At 36.3% G+C, this 26,083-nt stretch carries 23 protein-coding genes; 10 read left to right on the forward strand and 13 right to left on the reverse strand.

Annotation, left to right across the window (positions count from 1 at the left end):
- Positions 1–68 precede the first annotated feature (68 nt).
- The 3 genes from ACTWP4_RS19815 to ACTWP4_RS19825 all read left to right on the forward strand — a co-directional run bounded on the left by ACTWP4_RS19815 (position 69) and on the right by ACTWP4_RS19825 (position 2,759).
- Positions 69–1,094, forward strand: a complete 1,026-nt coding sequence (locus ACTWP4_RS19815; RefSeq protein WP_443130523.1) for a methionine ABC transporter ATP-binding protein — start codon at positions 69–71, stop codon at positions 1,092–1,094.
- A complete protein-coding gene (locus tag ACTWP4_RS19820; protein WP_443130524.1) occupies positions 1,087–1,755 on the forward strand; it encodes a methionine ABC transporter permease in 669 nt (222 codons plus the stop codon). Before ACTWP4_RS19815 ends, ACTWP4_RS19820 begins: the two co-directional genes overlap by 8 nt.
- A gap of 122 nt (positions 1,756–1,877) precedes the next feature.
- Positions 1,878–2,759 carry a MetQ/NlpA family ABC transporter substrate-binding protein gene (locus ACTWP4_RS19825; protein ID WP_443130525.1) on the forward strand — a complete coding sequence of 294 codons (882 nt, stop codon included), beginning with the start codon at positions 1,878–1,880 and terminating at the stop codon, positions 2,757–2,759.
- Between the two features lie 62 nt (positions 2,760–2,821).
- Here the strand turns inward: ACTWP4_RS19825 and ACTWP4_RS19830 are convergent, their stop codons facing one another.
- Entirely contained in the window at positions 2,822–4,543 is a 1,722-nt protein-coding gene (locus tag ACTWP4_RS19830; RefSeq protein ID WP_443130526.1) for a methyl-accepting chemotaxis protein, read from the reverse strand.
- Positions 4,544–4,636: 93 nt separating this feature from the next.
- On the opposite strand from ACTWP4_RS19830, the gene ACTWP4_RS19835 reads away from it, so the two are divergent.
- Positions 4,637–5,014: an SLAP domain-containing protein gene (locus ACTWP4_RS19835; protein ID WP_443130527.1), complete on the forward strand. Its 378-nt coding sequence runs from the start codon at positions 4,637–4,639 to the stop codon at positions 5,012–5,014.
- 2 nt (positions 5,015–5,016) lie between these two features.
- On the opposite strand, the gene ACTWP4_RS19840 is transcribed toward ACTWP4_RS19835, so the two are convergent.
- Positions 5,017–6,612 (reverse strand): ABC transporter permease, encoded by a 1,596-nt coding sequence (locus ACTWP4_RS19840; RefSeq protein ID WP_443130528.1) that lies wholly within the window; start codon positions 6,610–6,612, stop codon positions 5,017–5,019.
- A gap of 4 nt (positions 6,613–6,616) precedes the next feature.
- Positions 6,617–7,516, reverse strand: a complete 900-nt coding sequence (locus ACTWP4_RS19845) for an ABC transporter ATP-binding protein (protein ID WP_443130529.1) — start codon at positions 7,514–7,516, stop codon at positions 6,617–6,619.
- A gap of 142 nt (positions 7,517–7,658) precedes the next feature.
- On the opposite strand from ACTWP4_RS19845, the gene ACTWP4_RS19850 reads away from it, so the two are divergent.
- From ACTWP4_RS19850 to ACTWP4_RS19860, 3 genes are read left to right on the forward strand one after another with little or no spacing between them, the layout of a single operon-like run.
- The gene (locus ACTWP4_RS19850; protein ID WP_443130530.1) at positions 7,659–8,243 is read left to right on the forward strand and encodes a TetR/AcrR family transcriptional regulator; all 585 of its coding nucleotides are present in this window, start codon (positions 7,659–7,661) and stop codon (positions 8,241–8,243) included.
- Positions 8,244–8,267: 24 nt separating this feature from the next.
- Entirely contained in the window at positions 8,268–9,476 is a 1,209-nt protein-coding gene (locus ACTWP4_RS19855; RefSeq protein WP_443130531.1) for a PAS domain-containing protein, read from the forward strand.
- Between the two features lie 5 nt (positions 9,477–9,481).
- Positions 9,482–10,696 (forward strand): putative bifunctional diguanylate cyclase/phosphodiesterase, encoded by a 1,215-nt coding sequence (locus ACTWP4_RS19860; protein WP_443130532.1) that lies wholly within the window; start codon positions 9,482–9,484, stop codon positions 10,694–10,696.
- Positions 10,697–10,836: 140 nt separating this feature from the next.
- On the opposite strand, the gene ACTWP4_RS19865 is transcribed toward ACTWP4_RS19860, so the two are convergent.
- From ACTWP4_RS19865 to ACTWP4_RS19880, 4 genes are all read right to left on the reverse strand, one after another.
- Positions 10,837–11,700 carry an aminoglycoside 6-adenylyltransferase gene (locus tag ACTWP4_RS19865; protein ID WP_443130533.1) on the reverse strand — a complete coding sequence of 288 codons (864 nt, stop codon included), beginning with the start codon at positions 11,698–11,700 and terminating at the stop codon, positions 10,837–10,839.
- 52 nt (positions 11,701–11,752) lie between these two features.
- A complete protein-coding gene (locus tag ACTWP4_RS19870) occupies positions 11,753–12,418 on the reverse strand; it encodes a P-II family nitrogen regulator (RefSeq protein WP_443130534.1) in 666 nt (221 codons plus the stop codon).
- Complete coding sequence (locus tag ACTWP4_RS19875; RefSeq protein WP_443130535.1) at positions 12,418–13,899, reverse strand: DUF1538 domain-containing protein; 1,482 nt, start codon at positions 13,897–13,899, stop codon at positions 12,418–12,420. The genes ACTWP4_RS19870 and ACTWP4_RS19875 overlap by 1 nt, the downstream gene beginning before the upstream one ends.
- Before the next feature lie 263 nt (positions 13,900–14,162).
- Positions 14,163–14,990, reverse strand: coding sequence for an ATP-grasp domain-containing protein (locus tag ACTWP4_RS19880; RefSeq protein ID WP_443130536.1), 828 nt, complete (start codon positions 14,988–14,990; stop codon positions 14,163–14,165).
- A gap of 155 nt (positions 14,991–15,145) precedes the next feature.
- Between ACTWP4_RS19880 and ACTWP4_RS19885 the strand changes: the two genes are divergently transcribed.
- From ACTWP4_RS19885 to ACTWP4_RS19895, 3 genes are all read left to right on the forward strand, one after another.
- Positions 15,146–16,231: a GerAB/ArcD/ProY family transporter gene (locus ACTWP4_RS19885; RefSeq protein ID WP_443130537.1), complete on the forward strand. Its 1,086-nt coding sequence runs from the start codon at positions 15,146–15,148 to the stop codon at positions 16,229–16,231.
- A gap of 287 nt (positions 16,232–16,518) precedes the next feature.
- Positions 16,519–17,598, forward strand: a complete 1,080-nt coding sequence (locus ACTWP4_RS19890) for a GerAB/ArcD/ProY family transporter (protein ID WP_443130538.1) — start codon at positions 16,519–16,521, stop codon at positions 17,596–17,598.
- A gap of 58 nt (positions 17,599–17,656) precedes the next feature.
- Positions 17,657–17,785, forward strand: coding sequence for a hypothetical protein (locus ACTWP4_RS19895; protein WP_443130539.1), 129 nt, complete (start codon positions 17,657–17,659; stop codon positions 17,783–17,785).
- Between the two features lies 1 nt (position 17,786).
- Here ACTWP4_RS19895 and ACTWP4_RS19900 read toward each other — a convergent pair whose 3' ends face one another.
- The 6 genes from ACTWP4_RS19900 to fabI form a co-directional block, all read right to left on the reverse strand.
- The gene (locus ACTWP4_RS19900) at positions 17,787–18,950 is read right to left on the reverse strand and encodes a Ger(x)C family spore germination protein (RefSeq protein WP_443130540.1); all 1,164 of its coding nucleotides are present in this window, start codon (positions 18,948–18,950) and stop codon (positions 17,787–17,789) included.
- Between the two features lie 23 nt (positions 18,951–18,973).
- The gene (locus tag ACTWP4_RS19905) at positions 18,974–20,485 is read right to left on the reverse strand and encodes a spore germination protein (RefSeq protein ID WP_443130541.1); all 1,512 of its coding nucleotides are present in this window, start codon (positions 20,483–20,485) and stop codon (positions 18,974–18,976) included.
- Between the two features lie 99 nt (positions 20,486–20,584).
- Positions 20,585–21,466, reverse strand: a complete 882-nt coding sequence (locus ACTWP4_RS19910; RefSeq protein WP_443130542.1) for a RimK family alpha-L-glutamate ligase — start codon at positions 21,464–21,466, stop codon at positions 20,585–20,587.
- Between the two features lie 54 nt (positions 21,467–21,520).
- The gene (locus ACTWP4_RS19915; protein ID WP_443130543.1) at positions 21,521–23,758 is read right to left on the reverse strand and encodes a YhgE/Pip family protein; all 2,238 of its coding nucleotides are present in this window, start codon (positions 23,756–23,758) and stop codon (positions 21,521–21,523) included.
- 106 nt (positions 23,759–23,864) lie between these two features.
- The gene (locus ACTWP4_RS19920) at positions 23,865–24,836 is read right to left on the reverse strand and encodes a D-alanyl-D-alanine carboxypeptidase family protein (protein WP_443130544.1); all 972 of its coding nucleotides are present in this window, start codon (positions 24,834–24,836) and stop codon (positions 23,865–23,867) included.
- A gap of 421 nt (positions 24,837–25,257) precedes the next feature.
- On the reverse strand, positions 25,258–26,037 hold the full coding sequence (gene fabI / locus ACTWP4_RS19925; RefSeq protein WP_443130545.1) for an enoyl-ACP reductase FabI: 780 nt from the start codon (positions 26,035–26,037) through the stop codon (positions 25,258–25,260).
- Positions 26,038–26,083 lie beyond the last annotated feature (46 nt).

The raw sequence follows: 26,083 nt of genomic DNA on the forward strand, positions 1-26,083 counted from the left end.
CTGTCCTCTTAATACAGAAAGGATTTTTTGTTGTGTTTGCGGCACAATAAAGGAAGGAGTGTGAAAGAATGATTCGAATTCAAAATTTGTCGAAACTGTATCAAACAAAAAAGCAAGAAGTTCAAGCTGTCGATAATGTCTCACTTAATATAGAAAAAGGCGAAATTTTCGGTGTAATTGGATATAGTGGTGCTGGTAAAAGTACATTTGTCCGTTTGATCAACAGATTAGAGGAACCAACAGATGGTTCTGTGGTTATCCATGATAAAGACATCACGAAAATGGCTGGGCATCAGTTACGAAAAAAGCGTCAAAAAATTGGCATGATTTTTCAACATTTTAACTTATTATGGTCTAGAACTGTTTTTGAAAATATCGCTTTCCCATTGGAAATTGCTGGTGTATCAAAGACAAAACGAAAAGAAAAAGTGTTGGAATTAATCAATCTCGTTGGCCTTTCTGGTAAAGAAAATGCTTATCCTTCACAATTAAGTGGTGGTCAAAAGCAGCGTGTCGGAATAGCGAGAGCATTGGCGAATGACCCTGAAGTATTATTGTGCGATGAAGCAACTTCTGCACTTGATCCCGAAACAACTGATGATATTTTAGATTTGCTGGTTTCTATTAATAACAAATTAGGGCTGACCATCATTTTGATTACACATGAAATGCATGTCATCCAGAAGATTTGTCATCGCGTTGCCGTGATGGAAAATGGAAAAGTGGTAGAAACAGGCGATGTTCTGAATGTTTTCGTCAAACCACAATCCAAGACAACCAAGCGCTTTGTACAGCAGCTTAATCCTTTAGAACATGATAAGGAAAAATTGACAGAGTTTATTAATGATCGGGAAGACAGTGAAGTAATAAAACTGCACTTTATTGGAAACAGTGCTAAGCGAGCGCTTATCAGTGAGGTAGCCAAAACATTTAATGTAGAGGTTAATATACTGCAAGGTTCTATTGCACCTACACAGGAAGGTGCTTACGGTACGTTATTTATTGAAATTAACGGTGAAAAAGAAATCTTAAAGGAAACTATCGAATTTATGAAAAACACCGGTGTAGAAGTTGAGGTGTTAAAGCATGCTTAAGGAATTATTCCCTAATGTAATACTGGAGGATTTGTGGTTAGCCACGCAAGAAACATTTTATATGACGAGCATTGCGATACTCGGTACTTTAATTTTTGGTATTTTACTTGGATTATTATTATTTCTAACAGATTCAGGGAACTTATGGCAAAATCGCTTTATTAATTTCATTACAGCAACGATCGTAAACGTATTTCGTGCCATTCCTTTTATCATATTGATTCTATTACTCTTTCCTTTTACCGATTTCTTAATCGGAACGATCAGAGGATGGAAAGCTGCATTACCAGCATTAATAGTCGGAGCTGCACCATTCTATGCCCGTCTGGTTGAAATTGGCTTGAAGGAAGTTGATAAAGGGGTTATCGAAGCAGCCAAATCAATGGGTGCCAAAACACATACGATTATTTTGAAAGTATTGTTACCCGAGTCGATGCCCGCTCTTATTTCTGGTTTAACAGTAACAGCAATTGCTTTAATAGGTTATACGGCAATGGCTGGTGTTATTGGTGCAGGTGGGCTTGGAAACTTAGCATACTTACAAGGTTTCCAACGCTGGAATTTTGATGTCGTGTTAGCTTGTACGATTTTAATTATTATTATTGTGTTTATTTTTCAAATTATTGGGGATTTACTATCCAAATCGATAGATAAAAGATAAAGTGAGACTTATCAGGGTGTTAGCATCCGTTATCCCCACTTAGCTTCTTTGATTTACTTGTGGGGTTTTACGGACGATTAGCACCGTGCTAAATATAAAAAATTAAGAAGGGATGATCTATTGTGAAAAAATTACTTACATTATTATTTGCTACATTACTTTTATTCGCGTTAGCTGCTTGTGGAACAGCAAATGAGGAGGATAAAGCTGCTGACAGTAACAACGCTGGAGAAACAGAGGAAACTGAACAAGGTAATGAGGAAAAGGAAGTAACAGAACTTGTTGTTGGAGCTACAAGTACACCACACGCTGAAGTACTTGAAAAAGCAAAACCGATTTTAAAAGAAAAAGGAATTGAACTTAAAATTGAAATATACCAAGAGTATGTATTCCCAAATGAAGACTTGGCAAGCGGAACTCTTGATGCAAACTATTTCCAACACATTCCTTATTTAGAGTCACAGATGGCAGAAAAAGGTTTTGATTTTGTAAACATCGGTGGTATTCACATCGAACCGATGGGAATCTATTCTCAAAATATTAAAAGTATTGATGATATCAAAGAAGGAACAGTTGTCATCATGAGTAACTCTGTTGCTGACCATGGTCGTGTTCTTTCACTGCTTGAAAGAGAAGGACTTATTAAAATTGCTGAAGATGTTGAAGCCGTTGATGCAACTGTCAAAGACATAGTGGAAAACCCATTAAACCTAGAATTTGATACTGATATCGACGCAGGCTTCCTTCCTGAATTCTATGAGCGTGAAACAGATGCATTAGTTGCAATCAATACTAACTATGCAATCGAAGCAGGTCTAGTACCAACTGAAGATGCATTAATATTAGAAGATTCTAAATCACCATACGTGAACGTGATTGCAGCACGTGCTGAAGATAAAGATAACGAAGCTCTTCACACATTAGTAGAAGTATTACGTTCTGAAGAAATCCAAACATTTATTGAAGAGGAATATGAAGGTGCAGTAGTACCTGTATCTGAATAAGCAAAGCGGAAAGCACCTGGCTAACCAGGTGCTTTTTTGTATCTTCCTCTTCACTTTCCTATTTATATTTTAAACCTACCAATAAGCTGATTTAAATCTTGTGACAATTTTTCGAGTTGATTGGCGTTGTTGGTAATTTCCTGCATCGATGCCGATTGTTCTTCTGCGGTTGCGGAGCTTTCCTCAATACCAGCCGCTACTTCTTCAGATGTTGAAGCAATATCTGTACTTGCATTACTAACTTTTTCACTTGATGATTGGATATCCTTAAGATTCGTACTAATGTTATTGATTCTATCTATCATATCTGTCATCTGTGTTTGAATCGTCTGGAAACTTTGTTGACTTTCCTGAATCTGTTGATTTCCCGATTCAACAGTGGAATAACCTCCTTCTAACACACCCGCAACATCCTTTGTTTCTGACTGCAATCCACCGATTATATCTGTTATTTCTGTAACAGAGCTACTTACTTGTTCTGCTAACTTTCTTACTTCATCCGCTACTACAGCAAATCCTTTTCCAGAATCACCCGCACGAGCTGCTTCAATTGCTGCATTTAATGCTAATAAGTTCGTTTGTTCTGCAATATCTTGGATAACATCAATTAACGTAGAGATTTTATTAGATTGTTGTTCCAGACTTTTCACTTTAGAAACTGACGTTTGCATCATTGTTGTAATCTCTTGCATTTGTACTACAGAGTCATTTAACTTTGTACCGCTCTCTGTTGACAATTCCAATACTTCATTGGAAGCTATTTGCAAGGCATTTCCTTCCTCTGAAGATGTCTCAATTTTTCCGTGGAGCGCTTCCATGGATGCTGAAATATCGCTAGAAGCACTTGCCTGTTGTTCAGCCCCAGTTGACATCTCCTCCATTGTTGTTGCAATTTGTTGGGACCCCACATTCACTTCATCAGATGCTTGCGATAATTTTTTGCTCTGTCCGTTTACTTCTACTGATATCTCCTGAATATAACGTACCATACTTTTTAATTCATTAATCATTTGGTTCGTACTTTTTGCCAGACTACCGATTTCATCTTTGCGATTATCGTCAAGTAAATCGATATCCAAGTTACCACCGGCCACTTGCTCATTGGCATCAACGAGCTGAGAAATTGGCTTCGTAATTTGACGGATAAGGAAAAAGCTTAACACAAATAATATAATAATAAATATAACCATGATTACCACAGAAAAAATAACAATATAGTGGGTTGTTGTTTCAATTTCTTCCAATATTTCCTTTGAGGTTTCATCTATTTCCTGTTGTAGCAAATCTATTTGGTTACGTGTATTATCAAATTCTGATCTCATATTATCCAAAAGGTTGTTGAGCATAGTAGTATCACTTTCTTGCAAAACAGATTCCGTCATATCCTTCCATTTATTGAATCCACTATGGAAGTTTTCCAGATGCTCATCTACAAACGATTGGTCAATCTGGTCATCGTTCCGCAGAATTTCTTCTGCCACTTGCATTCTTTCTTCTACTTGCTGAACATTTTCTTCAAAAGTTGCTCTTTGTTCCTCTTGACTTGCTTCATTCAAAATCGAAGTAACAAGAGCCTGGTCTGCCTGATATAAATCCCGGTCAGCATTCAACAAATAAAATGTAGGTTGATACAGATCATCGTAAAGTTGTTGTTCTAAGTTATCACTTACTGATAGAATAGTATTAATAAATAAGGCACTACTAGCTACAATTACTACAACTGCTAAAGTTACAATCGCATACAGTTTTGTCGATAGTTTCTGATTTTCGAAAAATTTTTTCATCTTTATCATCTCCTTTTTCATTATATCGACAAAAATCGACTCATTATTAATTATAAATAAATTTTGGCAGATTTTATTAAAGGAGCTGTATACATGCAAAAGCTATATTTTGAAGAGGCGTGGAACAAAACGATCAGTCCACAAGATCGTAAGAAAATAGAAGAGGTTTTTGAACAAACAAAAAAAGATGCTGACGATGGTGCCTCTTTTGTTCCGATTAGAAGTGCGGTAAATCATCGCAATGATTTACTCATTACAACATTAATCCATAACTTCCAATCAGAAAAAGCAGACCTGACCAACATCAACATCCAACTTTTTCAAGAAAATAACTTAATAGCAAGCCAGCAAGTACAAGAAAGAAGGCTCCACCTGCCAGCCAAAACAACCATGCCCTGGACCTTTATCTTCCCAGACATTGGTAAAGGTAACGAGGGGAATGCCTCATTTTCATTGGCAATGGGGCACTAACCCTACCCTTCTGCATCTCGGTTTCGGTAGCCAAATTGGCTGATAACAAGGCTGATAATGCCAATAGCCAGTAGTATGAGTAGTGGCGTCCACGAAAATTCTTCAACCGGGATTTGCGGGATGTGGTTGAAGCTTGAAATATTTGATATCTTTTCTGGTATGTCTATCATTCCACCTAAATATACGGTGAAGAAGGAGAATACCAAGTATGCCCATACTAGTGGTGTCCACTTTGGCAAAAATGCAAACAATAAATTTGCAATTGCTAAAATGATTAACATAGCGGGTAAATACGACATTCCTGCTTTTAAAATATTTACAAATGGAATTGGGTCATCCATTGCCGCTGCTCCAGCTGCCCATAATCCATAAAGTGCAATAAATAACGAAATAACACCCATTATCGCCGATACACCAAGGTAGTGGCTTAATAATTTATATCTTGAAATACCTGTAGTTAACAGATGTTCATTACGTTCTTTCTTTTCTTCTGCTCGTATTTTTAAAAACAAAATAATCATTGGAATAGTCGCAAATATCGATAAAACCACCATTAACATTGTAATAAATTGTTCTGTCAACGTATAGTTTGGATTCTTACCAATCATTTGCTGCAGCACTTCATTGTCTGCAAAAAACGATTCTAAGTCACCTAATACCGAACCATAAGAAGCACCTAAAAAAAGCATAGCGACTAACCAGGAAATAATTTGTGTACGTTGTAATCGTAATATTAAACCTAGTGGTGATAATAACAGCTTAGACGCTTCTTTTTTACCAGGTTTGGATGGCAGTAAACCAGACCCAAGGTCTCGACGGTTATGCAAGTAAAAGGCAAGCATCGTAAACACAAGTGCAATCACCACCGAAATGATAATTGGCCACCAATAATTTTCCACATACACTTCTGCTCGCAAAATTAAACCTAAAGGTGACACAAGGCTCAACGCTTCATTACTCACATCTCCAATAGCACGAACAAAATATGCTACAAGAAGTACTGCAATCGATAAACCTAAGACACCACGGGATGTTTCAGTCAGTTGGGTAATAACTGCTGTAATTCCAGTAAATATTAATCCGGTTACTGTTAAAACTGTTCCATACATGATGGAACCTTCTACATCGATTCCTTCTACCTGAATCATAATTAACCCAACCGCTGTTGCCAATCCGATAATCAGATTAACCAATCCAACTAAAATTAAAGAACTGCTTAAACTCGATAACCGACCGACCGGCATGGAGCGAATTAATTCAAACTTTCCCTCTTCCTCCTGTTTCCGTGTCATCTTTGTTATCATTAATATACTCATAATACCGAGGGCAATAGCAGTAAACAATAGCATTTGATTTGCCATCATCGCACCAAGCGTATAATTTTCAATACCATATGCCGGTCCAATCATCGCAACCATAGCTGGATTTTCAAGAGTTTGAGCCATCGTATCTCGCTCTTCTCCAGAACCATATAGATTCGCAAATGCGCCGGCTACCACAATCGTCATTGCAACAATCGATAACGTCCAAATAATACTTGCAAGCCAATTTTGACGAGCATTAAAGGTGAGTAACGATTTTAATTGATAAAAAAGCATAGGATCACCCCTTTTCCGCAGCACTATCAGTTTGGTAATGACGCATAAATAAATCCTCTAATGTTGGTGGTGTACTTTCAATACGCTTCACACCAAACTCGCTAACCTTCTGCATTACTTCTGATAGCTTTTCTGCATCAACTTGGAATGTATATATGCCATCTTCCTCTGTAAATTGATGGATCCCTTGCTGATCGCTTAATACAGCTGCAGATTTTTCGGTTTCAACTAATATGTTTGTTCTCGTTAGATGGCGCAATTCATCCAACGTACCACTTTCAATCATTTCTCCTTGTCTAATAATGCCGACACGGTCACAAAGCTTTTCAACTTCCGATAAGATATGACTGGATAATAGGACACTTTTCCCCTCATATTTCACTTCTTCCACACATTGTTGAAATATATGTTCCATTAAAGGATCCAATCCGGACGTCGGTTCATCTAATATAAATAAATCGGCATCAGATGCAAAAGCGGCAATTAATGCTACCTTTTGTCTATTCCCTTTCGAATACGTACCAGCTTTTTTGCGTGGATCTAGCTGAAATCGCTCAATTAAAGCATCGCGCTTCTTCTTATTAATTCTCCCACGCAACTTTAAAAAAGTATCAATGATTTCTCCTCCGGTTAAATTTTCCCAAAGATGAACGTCTCCCGGTACATATGCCACTTTACGATGAATCTCTACTGCGTCTTTCCAAGTATCTTTGCCAAATATCTTCGCAGTACCTGAAGTTGCCTGAATAATACCTAATAAAACACGAATGGTTGTCGATTTTCCAGCGCCATTCGGTCCAATAAATCCATATACTTCCCCTTTTTTTACTTCCAGATCAATTTCATTAAGAGCGGTGAACCTACCGAATTTCTTTGTTACTCCCTTTACTTCAATCATGTTCATATCAAAACCTCCTAAGTTTTGAAATATATTAACTTATATATTTCATAATATAGAAGTATATGACTGATATCAAGTATTTTTTGAAATCAATTTGTTGTTATATTTCATAATTTAACTTAAAATAATACATGAGGTGACAACAATGGACGGTTTTAAAAAACGAACACAACGGAAAAAAAATAAAATTCTGGAAACATCTCTTCGCCTTTTTACTAATGATGGAATAAAAAATGTCCCGATAGCAAAAATTGCAAGTGAAGCGAATGTTTCCCAGGTTACGATATACAATTATTTTGAAAGTAAAGAAAACTTGCTTTATGAAACAATGGTTTATTTCGTTGAAATAGAATATCAAAAATTCCAAAACATTATTGACAGCGACGTCAGTTTTCCCGAAAAAATCGAACAAATTATTTTCAACAAAAAAGACGATGCAGAAAAAATCAATGAAGAATTGTATCACTATTTGATGCAGGACTTTTCCAATGAAGGTTCATTTATAGAAAAAGTGTATCAGGAAAAATCGATTCCATTATTCGAACAGCTGATTGCTGAAGGAAAAAAGACAGGCTATATCCATCGTGACATTTCAACGGAAGCAATGATGGTCTACATTCATATGTTCAAGGACTATATGAAAAATGAGGATGTCCGCGACTATATTTTACCTTTAACAGAAGATATCATTAAATTGTTCTTCTATGGTATGATGGGTAAAAGAGAGTAACGTTTTCAGCAAGGAGGAGCTTCGATGACATTGTCGCATCAGTCGCCATTCTCGTATCAAGATTTAATATCTATTATTCAACAAATGCCAGACCCTATCGTCATTTCTGAATTAGCTGATGACGATAGTTTTATTATCAGAGAGGCCAATCAAGCTCTCATTATCCAGTCGGGATACACGAGACAAGATTTATTGAACATGTCTCCATTAGATTTGATAGATAAAGATTTATTGCGAAAGGTTACATTTGATCAGTCAGCTTTACTACAATTTAAGCCTTTACAAATGGAATCGATATTGTTAACTAAAGATGAAACTAAAATACCTGTATTAATAAAAGTAAAATTGATGCAATTAGAAAATGGTGCAAAATATTTTATATCACAATTTCAGGATATTACGGATAAACGAAACACCGAAGTATTATTAGAAAAAACCCATCAACAACTAGAGTCATTATTTGTTGATAATCCAGACTTGATTTTTATGTTAAATAAGCAAGGTTACTTCACCAACATTAACCCTGCAAGTGAACGCATTCTTAAATATACAAAGGCAGAATTATTGTCCAAAACATTTACTGATATTGTCCATGAACAAGACTTATCTCTTTTCAACCAATCTTTCCAACAGGTATTGAATAATCAAACCGTTCAAGTAAATGTACGAGTTCATGACAAATCAGGTAATATATTAACAGTATATGTAACGGCAGTCCCAACTATTTATCGCGAACAAGTTACTGGTGTTATCGGTGTTGCAAGAGATATCACGTCAGAAAAAGCGATATCCCAACAGCTACAAGAAAGTGAACAACGTTATCGGTCCTTATTTGACAATAATATAGACCCTGTTCTTACTCTAGATCTACAAGGTCATTTTGTCTATATGAATAAGGCTACGGAGGATTTGATGGGATTCAAGGGAGAAGAGGTAATAGGCACTTCCTTTTTACCACATATTGCGCCAGAACTTCGCGAATATACTAAAAATGAATATGCAAAAGTTCTAGAAGGAAATGCAGTACAATATGAAACTTGTTTAATTAATAAGCAAAGAGAACGTGTTGATCTCCATATTACTGTTATACCGATTATTGTAGACGGGAATTTATCAGGTGTACATTGTTTAGCTAAAAATATTACAGAAAAGAAACAATTAGAAGAAAAATTAAATTATTTAGCTTATCATGACTATTTAACAACGCTCAACATTTATTTCATTCTCAATTAAAGGACATGCTTAATAATTCAAAGAGTACATCAGATTTCGCCGTTTTTTTCCTGGATTTAGACCGTTTTAAAACGATTAATGATTCGCTTGGTCACGAATATGGAGATATTCTTTTGAAGAAAGTAGCGGAACGCCTTCAAAAAAAAGTTCCTACTAATGGAACAGTATTCCGATATGGTGGAGATGAATTTATTGTTTTATTAGAAAATACTACGATTGAAGAAACAGAACAGGTAGCAACTGTTATTCTTAATGCTCTGACATTTCCTTATGATTTAGAAGGAATCGATATCGTTGTTTCTCCCAGTATCGGGATCAGTTTATATCCAAATGATGCTACTGATGCAAAAACATTAATAAAAAAAGCAGATAATGCAATGTACCATGCGAAGCGAACTGGAAAAAGTAATTTTCAATTTTATCATGATTCCATGTTAAGTAAAATCTCGGGGAATGTTGAGATGGAGTCCTTGCTACGAAAAGCAATTGATCGTGAAGAATTTTTACTCGTCTATCAACCACAAATCGATGCTGGCACCAATAAAATTTATGGAGCAGAAGCCTTAATAAGATGGCATAATAAAGAATTAGGATTGATTTCTCCTGTTGAATTTATTCCGCTAGCTGAGGAAAGTGGGTTGATCGTTCCAATTGGTGAATGGGTAATAAGAGAAGCCTGTCAGCAGGTGAAACATTGGCAAAAAGCAGGTTATACTCCTTTCCCTGTATCAGTAAATCTATCAATTCGTCAATTTTATCAAACAGATTTAATTCCTACTGTAAAAAGTATTATTGAGGAAGTTGGTATAGAACCAGAATATCTAGAGTTGGAGATAACAGAATCGATGGCAATGGACGCTGACACCGCATCTGTCATACTGCATGAGCTTAAGATGATAGGGGTTAAAATTGCCATTGATGACTTTGGAACGGGCTACAGTTCTTTAAGCTACTTGAAGAAATTTCCGATCGACCATTTAAAAATCGATCAGTCATTTATCCAAGATATTTCCGATGATGCCGATGATGATATTGTCTCCGCGATTATCATGCTGGCACATAATCTAATGATGCGTACGATTGCGGAGGGCGTAGAAACAGAAGCACATATGAGGTACTTGCAAAAGCACCAATGTGATGTATTGCAGGGATATTATTTTAGCAAGCCATTAGAACCAAAGGCATTGGAAGCATGGCTTTATAGGTTTGAGAAAGAATAATCTCTCTGTTCAAACAGCTGGACTATTATCCTTCGTTTTCCAACCAATCTCAAACAATAGGCAAGCTATAAGAGATACATGCTTTTCACCTTTAACCGAATTGCGTGTATCTTTTTTTATCCAATAATTAGCTTGAATCATCACTTGTCTCCGTAATAAAATTCCTGATGGAGCTTTTCTATGTATGGTATGACTTTTTCAAAATGATCAGGATAGGTGAATTCTAGGCTGTTTGCTAGTTTTTTTGCTTGTTGTTGAAATAATTTTCCCATCAAAAATAATCCATCCCAGCATTTGTCCAATGAATCCAATCGGTATGTTTGTTGTAAGGGTTCCCATTGGTTGCTCTCCAAATAATGATGTAGAAATTTATTAGCGGCACCGAGATTTACTTTGAAATCATGCTCGGCTCCGACGTTCCATGCTATCATTCGTAACAATTCCTCCCGTAATACTTTGTCTAGATGATAGGTAGCATATAAAAATTCCCCTCGGCACAATCCTTTGGCTACATAAGGAGTTACCCACCAAAATTCATTACAAGAATCCGTGAATTGTTGTGGGGATGGTCTTTTTATATAATGACTGCTCTCATCTGGTATTGGCGGGACTTCTATCAAGTTATCCTTATCTAATAATATTTTGGTTAAGCTGTCATTTTTCAGATATAGGTCCAATTCTTCCAACGGTATAAGCATTAAATCAATTCTGTTTCCATCTGCAAATTGAATTAAAAAGGAGAACCAGTTACCTAATGTAGCAGGAAATAAGGCTGATTCCTCAGGCGTTTGCATGATCATTCGCTTTCCAAAATAATCAAGCCATTTCCTGTTTTCCAGAAAAGGCTCCATGTCAGTCACTAAGTAAACGATGTCATAATCCTGGAAGCGATCTTTCTTTATTTTAGGATTGGTACGTGATCCATTCATTCCCACGATACGTATTCTTTCATCTGCTTCGGCAAAATCAATAACTGCATTCATCATTTCTTTCTCGCTACGCATCTATACTCTCCCTTTCAAAAAAACACTTCGCAGTCATAGTTATTCTCTGGAGTTACTCGTAAATTCCATATGTTCGATTTACATCTTGTACGAAGATGATTCCATTTCCGGGTTTGTTAATTTTCAGGTCTTCACTTATTTTTTCACAAATGGCATCGGTATAATTATCGTCTGACAGAATCATGACGACTTCTTTTTCAGGTTCAATATCCATCGAGAACAGCTTACTCGTCTCATGAACGCCTGATCCTCGTGCATTAATGATTGTTCCGCCTTTAGAACCACCTTTTTGTGCCGCTTCGATAACCTCTTCTGCTTTGCCTTTATCGACTATAACCATAATATTTTGATACATGATCTCTCCGTCACCTCTTTCATCATCATCGTCAATTTGACAGCTTCTTGTTCCCATCAGACTTGTTAAAGATGTGGTAAAAATGATCCCATGGTTTGGCTTATCAAAACGAAACACTTTATTTAAATGTTCTAATGCTTTTTTGGTTGTTCTGCGATTGGAGATCATCATCACAATTTCTTTACGCATATCTGTAATCGCAAGCAATTTTAATAATTTGTTACTGATCGTTCCTCTACCAATAAAAAGTGTTCCACCTGTCACACCACATTTTTTGGCTTCTTTCAAAATTTTACTCCCTAAACCAAATTTGACGATTACAAATATGATTTCAAAATGAGGTGTTTTATCATTAGGCAACATTACTCCATGCCTCCTTTTCTCGACTTCATCTTAAAGATCAAACCTAATAATTGCAATGTAATAAGTGGTGTTAATGCAACCATTGCGATCATACCAAAGCCGTCAACAATTACATCTGCACCTTCTATCGCATCTGCTGCTCCATGTGTAAACGCTAAGATAAAAGTTGCAGTCATCGGGCCTGACGCTACACCACCAGAATCAAATCCGATACCAACAAACAATTTCGGTGTCACATACATCAACGCAACAGCTATTAGATAACCTGGCAATAGATAATGCCACAATTGCAATTCTGGAATTAAAATTCGCAGCATCGATAAAGCAACGGCAATTCCGACACCGATCGCTAGTGTAAACAGTACCACTTTCCGTTTGACATAACCACTTGTAACATCTTCAATTTGATTCGTTAATACATATACAGCAGGCTCTGCCAATATGGTGACAATCCCTAAGATTAAACCGATAATAACAATATACGCTTTATTATCCAAGGAGGCAATACTATGTCCTAGTTCCGTTCCTAATTCCATAAATCCTGCATTTACTCCAACTAGAAACAGCACTAATCCGACAAAAGTAAAGACAAGACCAGTTATAATTTTACGAAAAGTTGTTTTCGACAGTTTAAAAGTTAGCTTTTGAAATATTAAAAATATCACAATAATTGGTGATAAGGCGAGAATTACTTCTTGTGCAATATGACCGAATTCATGAAGAAACGGCCCCAATATCGATTGTGAAACACTATTTTCTTGCTCTATCGTTCCTGTCAGTTCCTTTTGATCCGTGATGATACTCATCAACATCACTGCAATAATCGCACCTACTGACGCAATCGCTACAAGTCCAAAACTGTCTTTCTCCGATGCTTTACTGTCCTTTTTCAAAATAGAAATACCGATTGATAATGCTAGGATAAACGGCACCGTCATCGCACCTGTTGTCGCACCAGAAGCATCAAAGGAAATCGCTAAAAGCTGTGGTGAGGTAAAGAAAGCAATTACAAGTACAATTCCATACAGTAACGTAAGTATTTTAAATAATGGAATGTTGTGCACTATTCTTACGAGACCTAGTGAAAGTAAGACTGCAATACCAAGTGATACAACCACAACTAATATATACTTTCCAATCGCCCCTCCTGTTACCATCTCCACTTGTCCAGCCAAAATATGCAAATCCGGTTCAGCAATGGAAATGATAAATCCTAAACATAATCCGGATACGATAACAATCCATAAACGGTTTGACTTCGTAATTGCCTTTCCGAGTTGTTTACCAATTGGGGTGATACCTAAATCAACACCTAATAAAAATATCGATAAACCGATAATAATAAAGACAGCACCGATTAAAAACCGGATAATTAAGGAAACGTCAAGTGAAGTCAGGGTAAAATTTAAAATGACAACAATAATAGTTATGGGAAGAACAGCTAGTACAACTTCCAGTAATTTGGATAGTAAAATATTCAAATCAGATACATTCCTCTCTTCATCAGTTGTTTATTTTTCTCTATGGTAATTAATTTAATTGAACGGAAATATGGAGGAAAAAATTGTAGTTAACATTATTATAGCATAAGAAAATAAGTTCCCACAAAGCAGACACATCTTGATATCTGTCTGCTTTGGTATCGGGCACTTTCGGATGGATATCGGGCATTTACTGAGAGATATCGGGCATTTCCGAAGATTTTTCGGGCGCTTTTTAATCGATAACGGGCACTTTCAATGATTTATCGGGCACTTTTTAAAATATGCTCCAAATACAGTTTAGCCACATTTATATCAGTTAGACTCGTGAGTGTCCTGCTCCCAACAATATCTTCTATTTCATTTAACAAGAGACCTCCGTTATCATCAAAAACAAAATCAATACCTGCAAAATCTGCAGGTAGGATAGTGATGATTTTATCTACCAGTTCACGCTCTGACGGAGATAATCGATACAATGTTGCCTTCCCACCAAGTGTGTAATTGGCACGGAAATCAGCATCAGATTCTCGAAGCACACTGCCAATCACTTTACCTCCCATTACAAAAACACGTAGATCCTTTCCTGGTGCTGCCAATGCTTGTACAATGTACCTCTCACTCATTAATAGTGGCATGTCTTCGATTGAATGAAGCAAATATACCTCACTACCGCTTCGTCCGTTTACTGCTTTCAATATAACTGGAAAACGGAAAGAAAGCTTATCTATTTCATCTTTGTTTATAAATTGAGTATCTACCATTGAAATTCCGTTAGTAGCGAATAACTGGTGTGTTTGGGATTTATCATTGGCAATCGTCGCAACTCTTGAATCATTATAGACTCGGATACCTTTTAATTCGAATTGCTGTGATAAGAGTGGATCTATCGCCCTCATGATGACAAAATCAGGTCTTTCCTTATCTTTACATTCTATAAAAAGGTGACCATCCCGAATTCCATATGTCAGCTTATGATAGATAACAAGCTCGATCTTCATTCCAAGCAGTTCAGCTTCTGTTTGCATCCAGTCAATAAATGCACTATTCTTTTCGGCGTCTTCTTTGCGATAAATCAGCCAGCCATTCATGCGATGGCCTCCTTGTCTTTTCCCTCAAGTATAGCATGTTCCTTTAATTACAGGTACTTGTAGCCTTCCGTTATATTCCCTTGTTATTATGGCAAAAATGCTAAAGCCATATCCTTACTAAAAAAAGCATAGACATAACATGGGAGTAATGAGACATGAGACAAATATCAAATATTCAGCTTTTCGCACTCATAGTAGCATTTGAGATTGGAAGTACGACATTGTTTGCCTTAGGCATTGGAGCTAAACAGGATGCATGGATAGTCGTGTTAGTGTCTTTTATTCTCAGTTTCTTTTTATTATGGTTGTACACTCAAATACCTAAATATTACACCAATCAGAATTTTGCGGAGATTTTAAATGACTGCCTGGGTGTTATTCTGGCAAAACCGCTATTATTTCTATACAGCATGTATTTTCTAGGTCAAGCAACATTTAATTTCTATGAATTTGGTGTCTTGATTAAAATGACAGCACTACCTCAGACACCACTTCTCGTTATTCTTTACATATTCATTATGGTGATGGTTTATATGTTGCATAAAGGAATTGAAGTCATTGCTAGATCGGTTGAAATATTTCTACCATATCTTTTCTTTTTATTGCTTGCCTCTTATTTTCTGAATATGATTTCCGGTGAATTTCAGTTAGTCAATTTATTGCCCATCTTAGGAGATGGATACCAACCAGTCCTTAAAGAAATACCAAAAGTTGTAGCCTTTCCCTTCGGTGAAATGGTCGTCTTTCTCACCATTTATCACTATGTCAAAAAACAAGAATATATCCGTAAAACAACATTTATTGCTGTTACGGTTTCCACATTTTTATTATTAATAGCTCAGATTGTTTTTATTGCAGTCCTAGGTCCAGAACTGACTGCAACCTCAGAGGTACCCTTACTAGAAGCACTACTTTCGGTTAAGGTTGGCATGATTTTCACTAATCTAGATATTATCGTTGTGTTTATCATGTTTATCGGGGGATTTTATAAAACAGCTTTACATTTTTATGGGTTTACTTTAGTGTTTAGCTGGTTATTAAATAAAGCCAATGCTAAATGGATTATAATAATTTTTGGATTAGCGCTTCCTTTTCTATCCATACTACGTTTTGAAAACTTAGACGATCAGAGATGGAAAGGAATGGGAGGAGGTGTTTACAATATATTGGTGTATGCACTACTTCCATTATTAATTCTACTTATTATCAAAGTGAAGAAAAAACATAACAATAACGGATAACTTCCATCAGTAATAGAGGTGCTTTTCTTCGTTATCCACAAGTACAGATATTCCCTTAATTACAGATACTTTTAGCTTACCATTATATTTTCCGATTATATTGGCAAACATGTTAAAAACTATACTAAGAAAAGCGCGGAGCGCCCGCTTATAAACGTATCGACTGGTACTGGTGCGAACAACGACTGAGATAAAGGAATCACGGCGAACTTGCGATCCGATGATGACTTATTCTTGTCATATAAAAAAAGCATAGACGTAACCTCTATACATGGGAGTAATGAGACATGAGACAAATATCAAATATTCAGCTTTTCTCACTCATAGTAGCATTTGAGATTGGAAGTACGACATTGTTTGCCTTAGGCATTGGAGCTAAACAAGATGCATGGATAGTCGTATTAGTGTCTTTTATTCTCAGCTTTTTTTTATTGTGGGTGTATACCCAAATACCTAAATATTACCCCAATCAGAATTTTGCGGAGATTTTAAATGACTGTCTGGGCGTCATCCTGGCAAAACCGTTATTATTTCTATACTGTATGTATTTTTTAAGTCAAGCGACACATAATTTCTATGAATTTGGTGTTTTGATTAAAATGACCGCTCTACCTGAGACACCACTTCTCGTTATACTTTACGTATTCATTATGGTGATGGTTTATATGTTGCATAAAGGAATTGAAGTCATTGCTAGATCAATTGAAATATTCCTACCATACCTTTTCTTTTTATTACTTGCCGCTTATTTTCTAAATATGATTTCCGGTGAATTTCAGTTAGTCAATTTATTACCGATTTTAGGAAATGGATACCAACCAATCCTTAAAGAATTACCGAAAGTTGTTGCCTTTCCTTTCGGTGAAATGGTCGTCTTTCTCACCATTTATCACTATCTGAAAAAAAAAGAATATATTCGTAAAATAACATTTATTGCTGTTACGGTTTCCACATTTTTATTATTAATAGCTCAGATTGTCTTTATTGCTGTCCTGGGTCCAGAACTGACTGCAAGCTCAGAAATACCTTTGCTAGAGACAACGCTCTCAATTCATATTGCCATGATTTTCACCAATCTAGATATTATCGGTGTGTTTATCATGTTTATCGGAGGATATTATAAAACTGCTATACATTTTTATGGGTTTACGTTATTGTTTACCTGGTTAATGAATAAATCAAATTCTAAATGGGTCATAATAATTTTTGGTTTAGCGCTTCCATTTCTATCCGTACTACGTTTTGAGAGCTTAGATGATCAAAGATGGAAAGGAATGGAGGGAGGTATTTATAGTATACTTTTGTATGCACTCCTTCCAATATTAATTCTGCTTATTATCAAAGTGAAGAAAAAACATAATCAGTAAATCGGTGACTTTCATCATCCTATCTGATAAAAGTCACCTTAGTGAAAGGAGGATTCCCATGCCCATAAAAATGGAAGTACTAAAAGCTGATCCTTTCTTAGGCTTCTTACTATTTGGCGGATTAGCTTATGCTGTACTATTAATACTGGTGCTTATATATCACTTTTTCAAGGGATATTTTCGCTAAGTTATTCGTGAGGATGTAAAGATCCCTGTAATAATCCTGAATTTAAAATTTTAACCTCAACCTTTATTTCATATTGAACATTGGCAAACTCTTCCCCCCAATTATCTTTTACTTTATCCCATACTTTTGGATAACTATCGCGTAATGAGGCACCAAATCCGAAAATATCCGATTGGAACTCTTCTTGTACTTTTGTAATTACTTCTGCTACCTTAGCTTCTACTTCTTTCTCTGTTTTTTTCTCTAGCTCTGCTACTAATTTTGCAAGCTCTTTTCTTGTTTCTGTTTTCTTTAATTCCTGCTGTTCAGCAATTTCCACTTGCTTTTTTATTTCAATTGTATAGGATATATCTGTTTCATTCGTTACCTTTGGCTTAACGTTTGAGTCGATATCAATTAATTCAAGCGTAACATATTTATCTTCTTTATAAGGAAAAGTTAGTGCACCTTGCTTACTACTTCTCCCATGAAGGGTAATCCAATTATATGCCATCGTTTCATCATTATTTAAAAACCCAATAAGTTTGTCTTTATTAAAAACTGCCGCTCCAGACAAATGGACCGAACCTTCTTCCTGTTTACTTTCATCAAATGTCATGACTCCTAATACGGGATTTTTCCCTGGCTTCAAGGATTGCTTATAAAATTTCAACAAATTAAAAGAAACAGCTTCATTCTCAGCATTGTCAAATAAGCTACTCAGGTAATTGGCGGAAACCTTAGAGATACTATTGTCTTGCTTCTCAAGTACAGAAGCAGCACTTGTACCTCTTGTCACTCCCAGCCAAACATAACTTCTCACTTGCTGCTCTCGTTGGAATGTTTCGAATATTGGTAGCAACCCACCTTTGGCAACTTCCTCACTAACAACTACCACTTTGTTGTGGGCGTAGAAGCCTTTTCGGTCTATTTTATGATTTGTTTTTCGCATTAATTCAGCTATAGTCCTTCCTTTTACTGTGACCATTAAAAAAGGTTTGTCTTGCGAAGAAACAAATGTACTCTCAGCAGATGGTCTTAAATATTGTGCTGTAAGTTGATATTCTCCTGATTCTTCATCCATATCAATTGCCATCGCTACTACTATCCCAATCTCTGTCAATTCCTGAACATCCCAGCACCCTGTTAATAAAATTACCATTATAAAAGGTATTAATTTTTTCATAAGTTATCACTCCTAGGATGCATTTAAAATTTCCTTCGAAGTACAGAACCTGGTTTTTTTTGTAATTTCTTCATTGGTAATCGAACAAATGAATCTCGCCATTCCTTTAATATTACTGGTGCGAACGGTGTTAGATAAGGAACACCAAAGGATCTCAATGAACATACATGGGCAACGATGAACAGCGTTCCCATCAGCAAACCATAGAAGCCAAGGATTCCAGCTAAAATTAGCAGAAAAAAACGAATCAGAAGAACAGTATTATTGATCGCTGTAACGACAAAACCACTAATAGCTGTTAAGGCCACTACAATAACCATTGGTGCCCCTACTAGCCCGGCCTGCACTGCAGATTCTCCAATTACTAATGCACCAACAATACTTACAGCTGAACCAATAGGTCGAGGCATTCGTACCCCTGCCTCACGAAGTAACTCAAAGATAACACTCATGATTAAAGCTTCTAATAAAATCGGAAAAGGTACTCTTTCTTCAGCTGCAGCCATAGTTGTTAATAATAAGGATGGCACCATTTCATGATGAAAAGTGCCGACCGCCACAAAAACTGCTGGAGTAAAAACAGTTAGAAATAAAGCAATAACACGAAATAAACGAATTAATGATTTAGCTTGAGGCTTTGAGTAATAGTCTTCCGGAACTTGTAATGTTTCAATAAATAAAAAAGGGACTGTTAATACAAATGGCGTACCATCACACAATATAGCTACTCGGCCTTCCAGTAATTTTCCGGCTACTTTGTCAGGCTTTTCACTATTACCAATCGTTTGAACAATAGACTTAGGATGATCTTCTATATATTGCTCTAAATAACCTGTCTCCAGTACAACATCTGTCTCTATCGAGTTAAGACGCTTTCTTACTTCTTTCACAATCTCTTCTCTTGCAATTCCATCGATATAGCCAATCCGCACTTTTGTTTTGGTGTTTCCGCCTATGATGAATTCCTCAAAAACTAAATGAGGATTATTTATTTTACGGCGGAGCATGGATGTATTCGTTTGAATGACTTCGTTAAAGCCTTCTCTTGATCCCCTAACCGAGGATTCCGTGTCAGGTTCTTCTACCGCTCTTGCTTCAAATCCTTTTGTACTAACCAGTAAAGCACTGTCAAACCCATCAATAAAAATCGCCGTTTGTCCTCGCAGTATTTTTTCTATTGCTTCGTCTAAATTAGAGGTCTTATCTACAGAAGAAGCCCTGATAAGGTTGGATTCCATATAGGAAATAAATGAATTGGCATTCATCTCTATCTCATTAAAATTTATCCCTTGTAACGGTTCCATGACATTATTATGAATATACTTTTCTCTAACTAGTCCTTCTGTATAACAAATAAATGCACGAATGTTCTGTTGGTCCTGTAACTGCAGATCTCTGAACTGAATATCGATACTGTTTTTAAAGATCCTCTTTAATGTTGACCGATTATCTTCTAACTGCTGTTTTACTTTTCTAACCGATTGCTGAGATGGTTGGGATCCTTTATTTTTATTTCTTTTTCGAAGTCTCCTCATTTTCCTACCCTCATCCTTTTTTGACATTATATACTTCTATTATTTGTAGAAAGGTAGAATAGATACAAAAAAACTGGACAAAATTTTGTCCAGCTCCATTCATGAAATAATTTCGTTTATATAAGTCATCATATCTCTTGTTATATCAACCCCTGTACAATCATAAATGTTTTTAAAATGTGCGTTTGAATTAATTTCACATAAAATCGGTTCATCATTTGCTCCAAAAAGTAGATCAACTCCTGCAAAATCTGCACCGACTAATTGACTACAACGAACCGCTAATTCCTTCTCCTCTTCTGTTGGCTGATAGCGATACATTTTGCCACCAGCTGTTACATTTGCACGGAAGTCTTGATCTGATTTTCTTAACATCGCGGCCACTACACGGTCTCCTACGACATTTAAGCGTACATCACGACCATAGCTTGACGCAATATACTCTTGAAAAAGGTGTGGTTTATGCTGTAACTCTTTCACTTTTTGCCGTAATTGCTGCTCATCTTCAATCAAATATACCTGTTCACCAAAGGAGCCGAAAGTTTCCTTGATGACCAAGGGAAAGCCAAGTGTTTCGATTACTTGTGTAAGATGACTATCATCTTCTAGCGAAACAAAGACTTTTGGGGCAATTATTGTTTTTGGCATACGAATACCATGATTCGCTAATTGTTGATAGGTTAATGCTTTGTCATCGCAAATCTCAATTGTTTTTGCCGAGTTAAACAATCGTAACCCCTGGTGCTCCAGTTGTCTTGCCAAAAATAAATCTTTATCCCAAAAGAATACAAAGTCAGGCTCTTTCTTTTCTGTAAGTATTCGTGCCTCTCCACCTTCAATGGTAACCAACAGTTGATTATTAGCGATCACATCTATGTCAAAATCAAACGTCTCCGCTGTTTTTCGCAACCATTCGATTTGTTCGGCAAATTTCTTTGTATATAAATTGCCATTATAAATAATCCATCCTTTTTTACTCATTGCACATTCCCTCCCCTAAAAGTTAACCCTCCAAATACATGGAGGGTTGCTTGATTAATGGAACAAACCAGTTTCTCTCGATTTCTTCATTAATTGTTGTGTATACTTGTTCAACCGCGCTTTGAAAAGGGATCCTACAATTAGTGCACCAAGTCCAAACGCCGAGAGAACCATAACATCATATTGTACTTTACTCCAAACAATCCCACCAACAGCCTCACGCATTAAACTAATCGCATATGTGAAAGGAAGAAAAGGATTAATTACTTGAAAAAACTCTGGTAACAAGTCCACTGGATATGTTCCTCCAGCACCAGCGATCTGTAATACAAGAAAAACGATCGCTAAAGCTTTGCCGATGTCACCAAACACCGACACTAAGGTGTATACAATTAAAATAAATACAATGCTTGATAACAAACCGAATAATATAAACCAAATCGGTTCCTTAACTTCTACACCAAGAAGACACATATCACCTAATGTAACGATGATGGTTTGAAAGAATCCAATCGTTATAAAAGTAAACAATCTACCAAAATAAATCTGCCTTCCGGTATATGATTCTATATGATGCGGATCTGTTGCCAATAATGAAATTAACAGCAATCCACCAACCCATATTGCTAAAATCGTATAAAAAGGTGTCATTCCTGTACCGTAATTTTCAATAGGAAATAACTTATTGTGTTTTAACATGACAGGTTCTTCAAAAAAGCTTCGTTCTGCATCAGGATCATTTTGCAACAATTCAATAATTTCCTCTAAATCCGTCTCTCCTTTAACACTGCGGATTTTATCAGCAAGTTCATTAATTTTTGTATTAATGTAAGGATATTCTGCTATAACACTTTCTAACATGTTTTCACCATTAGCTAAGTTTGTTGCTGTTCTATTTAATATTCCCTGTGCTTCTGGTATGGTATTTTGTATTTCTGTTAAAATATTTTTAGCCGATTCTAACGAGCTTTTTGCATGGTGAATTTCTTCTTTTACTCGCGGTTCAATCGTTTCTTTATACTCCGTAATAAATGCGTCAAGTCGCTCATTGGTAAATTGAGCAGTTTCCTTTAAGTTAGCCATCATCTCTTCTAATGCTTGATTATTTTCTTGGATCATCTTATTAGCTTGATTCAATTGTTCTTGTAGGTCTTGTAATGTTGCTTTCATTGATGTTAGTTGATCCAATGCATTGTCAATTTGCTCTTGGTTAGTTGGTTGATCATTCTGTTCTTCTCCTCTATTACTGCCAGATTCTTGATTACCTTCTTCTGAAGTATTCTCATCCGCGTTACCCGTTTCTTGTTGATTTTTAACTTGATGTAAAATTTCCTCGATTGTCTCTATCGAAGCAATGGAACTATCTATTTGTTGATTCCAATTGTCGATTTGCTGATTTAAATCCGGCAGGTTCTGAGAAGAGAGATCTACCGATTCTAAAAACTTATTAGTATCCTGTACTGCTTTCTGGATAGTAGTCAGATCTTCGTTAACCCGTGGAGCAATTTCATTTAAACGTCCTTCTGCTTCATGTATAAAATCTAAAGTCTCTTTCACAGTTAAAAGGCCTTGGTTGGTTGCCTCTTTTACTTTAGGAATAAGACTATTTGCATCACTTATCATACCCTCAGCATTTTCAGCATCTGCTAATGTCTCATCTAGTATCTTTTTAATTTCTGGCAGTTTTTCTTCGATTGTAAAAATATAATCTTCAAATTTTATAATGTCAGGGAGTGAATGTTCTAATTCAATACCAATCTTATTAAACATATCAAAGATAACGCCATTGACCGTTGCAATAAAACTTGAACTTATTTCTTCTACTATTACAGTAGCCCCTTTATCCGTTATCTTAGGAGCAATTGCGTTAATTTTTTCATTCACATAGTACTCTACTTCTGCTTTTTCTGGTTGATCACTGATAACCGTAGCCAGTTTCTCCGAAAAATCTTCTGGAATTACTATTACTGCATAATAGTCTCCATATTCCAATTTTTCCATCGCTTTATCTTCATTGACAAATTGCCAATCCATCGAGTCATTTTCTTTCAATGTATTTACTAACTCATTCCCTACATGGATGTCCTCTTCACGCACTGTAGCACCTGTATCCTTGTTCACTACCCCGACTTTTATTTGATCTGTTTGACTATATGGGTCCCAAGATGCCTCAATATTCATCCAGGCATACAACGATGGGAGAATCATTAATCCTCCCATCAAAATCGCCGCAACCCAATTTGTTGCAATATTTTTCAAGTCGGTCTTGTATAAATACAAACTGTTTTTCAATTTATTCGCCTTCTTCTTTTTCTTAAAATCCACAAAACAATTATACTCAACTACTACTTGTGGAACAAATTTAAATTGTTATTATGTCATGAGGATAGCTCCTCTGTTATTTAGAAACTATACCCACCTTCTCAAATGCTCTTTCATATAAAGTCTCTGTTTCTATAAAACGTTCGACTTTTGAGGATGTTCCCATCACGACGGAAATTAGTCTTACACCATCTCTTTGAACAGTTCCGGTAAAACAATAACCTGCAAGATCAGTAAATCCAGTTTTTAAACCGTCTACCCCATCGTAAGCTAAGTCACCTTCAAGCATCCAATTAGTGTTTTGATATTTCCGGTCATTTAATACATATTCAGGCTGGTTAATCGTCTCCAACAATTCTGGATATGTAGTAATCAAATATTGTGCAAGTATCGCCAAATCTTGTGCCGACATCGTATTTGTATCGTTTATATTTCCGACAGAATAATAATCGCCCAAATCCTGATTGTTTAATCCAGTGCAATTAACAAATTGGGTAGCTTCCAGCTGTAATTCTTGTGCTCGTTCATTCATTTGCTGTACAAAAGATTCTTCACTGCCACTGACAGCTTCCGCTAATGCAATCGCTGCGCCATTTGCGGAATGAATCGCCATCGCCTGAAACAATTCTTCTACCGTATAATTACGTTCTTGGGATAAATCGACGGAAGAATATCCAGGGTGATGGGAGATATTATACGCGTAATCACTAATTGCTACTTTACTACTCCAATCCAATTCACCACTATCAATTGCTTCTAAAACGAGCAATTCAGTCATCATTTTTGACATACTGGCTGTCGGTAACGGTGTACCACTATTTTTTTCATAAATAATGTGTGCTGTATCAGCATTGATTAACATAACAGAACTGGCATCTAGATCTATCTCGTCAATCTTCCAAAACCTGTCCAATCCCCGATCTGGGTAGACTAATTCTTTTTTGATTTTCCCTGTCTGTGGAGCCTTTTTCATTATTAATGTGGATTCATCACCTGTTTGATTACATCCACTTACAACTAATAAAATCACTAGTAATAATCGTTTCATCCTTCAAACCACCAAAAGTTTTTTTCTTCAGTATAGCATATAATCACTAAGCCTCTAGACTTAGGTTACCAAATGGCAACGGTTATCATTTCGGGCTTACTTTTCGCTACGTTTATAACACTAATGTTGAATGGATTTTATCCTTGTAATCATAAGAAAGTTATTACTAACGGATCAAATTACACAGATTCTAAGGGAATTGCCACGTGTTCGAATATCTCGTAGTTAAGCATTCTTCTCTCCAGGATCTAATTTAATGTTTTTTTGCCCTCGAGAGCTCTTCTCGAAGACACTTTTACTCATTTTAATGTTCTTTTGTCCTCGAGGGTTCTTCTCGAAGACACTTTCTATAATTTATACCTTCTTTCCACATTATAAAAAAAAGACAAACAAACCTTTAATGGTCTGTTTGTCTTTTTGATTATCCTAAAATGTTATAGCCAGAATCGACATAAACAATTTCTCCAGTAACCCCTCTGGATAAGTGACTCAACATAGCTACTGACATGTCCCCTACTTCTTCTTGTGTCACATTTCGTTTTAATGGTGATTGTTCTTCTATTTTGTGAAGAATTTCATTGAATGATGGAACACCTTTTGCTGCTAGGGTTTTAATTGCACCTGCAGAAATAGCATTTACGCGAATATTGTTTTCGCCTAGGTCCATCGCTAAGTATTTAACAGCAGATTCTAATGCTGCTTTGGCAACTCCCATGACATTATAGCCTGGCACTACTCGTTCTGCTCCTAGATAGCTCATTGCCATAATTGAACCACCTTCAGTCATCAATGGCTGCGCTTCACGAGCAACTGCTATTAACGAATAAGCACTTGTGTCTTGTGCAAATGCATAGCCGTCGCGAGATGTTTCAACAAATCGGTTTTTCAAATCTTCTCCATGTGCAAATGCGATCGAGTGCACAACACCATGAATGGTACCGACTTCATCAGCAATTTTGCTGAAGGCTTCCTTGATACTATCATCATTGTTGACATCACACGCCAGCACTAACCTTGCATCTAGATCTGTTTTTTCTAACAATTTCGTTATTTTTGCTAAAGAACGCTCCTTACGATACGTGAAAATCAAGTTAGCACCTGCTTGATGTAATGATTGTGCTACCCCCCACGCCAAGCTTCTCTGGTTTGCTACGCCCATCACTACGATATTTTTGCCTTTAAGTTTTAGTAAATCTTCCATAACGTCCTCCTAATGATACTTGATATATGGTGTTAGTACCTACTGC

The sequence above is a fragment of the Gracilibacillus sp. D59 genome (genome assembly GCF_052246695.1).
Taxonomy (GTDB): Bacteria; Bacillota; Bacilli; order Bacillales; family Amphibacillaceae; genus Gracilibacillus.

What these genes read in the sequence shown, in the direction of transcription:
- ACTWP4_RS19815 (WP_443130523.1), top strand. Translation starts at nt 69, where the DNA reads ATGATTCGAATTCAAAATTTGTCGAAACTGTATCAAACAAAAAAGCAA.
- ACTWP4_RS19820 (WP_443130524.1), top strand. Translation starts at nt 1,087, where the DNA reads ATGCTTAAGGAATTATTCCCTAATGTAATACTGGAGGATTTGTGGTTA.
- ACTWP4_RS19830 (WP_443130526.1), bottom strand. Translation starts at nt 4,543, where the DNA reads ATGAAAAAATTTTTCGAAAATCAGAAACTATCGACAAAACTGTATGCG.
- ACTWP4_RS19835 (WP_443130527.1), top strand. Translation starts at nt 4,637, where the DNA reads ATGCAAAAGCTATATTTTGAAGAGGCGTGGAACAAAACGATCAGTCCA.
- ACTWP4_RS19840 (WP_443130528.1), bottom strand. Translation starts at nt 6,612, where the DNA reads ATGCTTTTTTATCAATTAAAATCGTTACTCACCTTTAATGCTCGTCAA.
- ACTWP4_RS19845 (WP_443130529.1), bottom strand. Translation starts at nt 7,516, where the DNA reads ATGAACATGATTGAAGTAAAGGGAGTAACAAAGAAATTCGGTAGGTTC.
- ACTWP4_RS19850 (WP_443130530.1), top strand. Translation starts at nt 7,659, where the DNA reads ATGGACGGTTTTAAAAAACGAACACAACGGAAAAAAAATAAAATTCTG.
- ACTWP4_RS19855 (WP_443130531.1), top strand. Translation starts at nt 8,268, where the DNA reads ATGACATTGTCGCATCAGTCGCCATTCTCGTATCAAGATTTAATATCT.
- ACTWP4_RS19860 (WP_443130532.1), top strand. Translation starts at nt 9,482, where the DNA reads ATGCTTAATAATTCAAAGAGTACATCAGATTTCGCCGTTTTTTTCCTG.
- ACTWP4_RS19865 (WP_443130533.1), bottom strand. Translation starts at nt 11,700, where the DNA reads ATGCGTAGCGAGAAAGAAATGATGAATGCAGTTATTGATTTTGCCGAA.
- ACTWP4_RS19870 (WP_443130534.1), bottom strand. Translation starts at nt 12,418, where the DNA reads ATGTTGCCTAATGATAAAACACCTCATTTTGAAATCATATTTGTAATC.
- ACTWP4_RS19880 (WP_443130536.1), bottom strand. Translation starts at nt 14,990, where the DNA reads ATGAATGGCTGGCTGATTTATCGCAAAGAAGACGCCGAAAAGAATAGT.
- ACTWP4_RS19885 (WP_443130537.1), top strand. Translation starts at nt 15,146, where the DNA reads ATGAGACAAATATCAAATATTCAGCTTTTCGCACTCATAGTAGCATTT.
- ACTWP4_RS19890 (WP_443130538.1), top strand. Translation starts at nt 16,519, where the DNA reads ATGAGACAAATATCAAATATTCAGCTTTTCTCACTCATAGTAGCATTT.
- ACTWP4_RS19895 (WP_443130539.1), top strand. Translation starts at nt 17,657, where the DNA reads ATGCCCATAAAAATGGAAGTACTAAAAGCTGATCCTTTCTTAGGCTTC.
- ACTWP4_RS19900 (WP_443130540.1), bottom strand. Translation starts at nt 18,950, where the DNA reads ATGAAAAAATTAATACCTTTTATAATGGTAATTTTATTAACAGGGTGC.
- ACTWP4_RS19905 (WP_443130541.1), bottom strand. Translation starts at nt 20,485, where the DNA reads ATGAGGAGACTTCGAAAAAGAAATAAAAATAAAGGATCCCAACCATCT.
- ACTWP4_RS19910 (WP_443130542.1), bottom strand. Translation starts at nt 21,466, where the DNA reads ATGAGTAAAAAAGGATGGATTATTTATAATGGCAATTTATATACAAAG.
- ACTWP4_RS19920 (WP_443130544.1), bottom strand. Translation starts at nt 24,836, where the DNA reads ATGAAACGATTATTACTAGTGATTTTATTAGTTGTAAGTGGATGTAAT.
- fabI (WP_443130545.1), bottom strand. Translation starts at nt 26,037, where the DNA reads ATGGAAGATTTACTAAAACTTAAAGGCAAAAATATCGTAGTGATGGGC.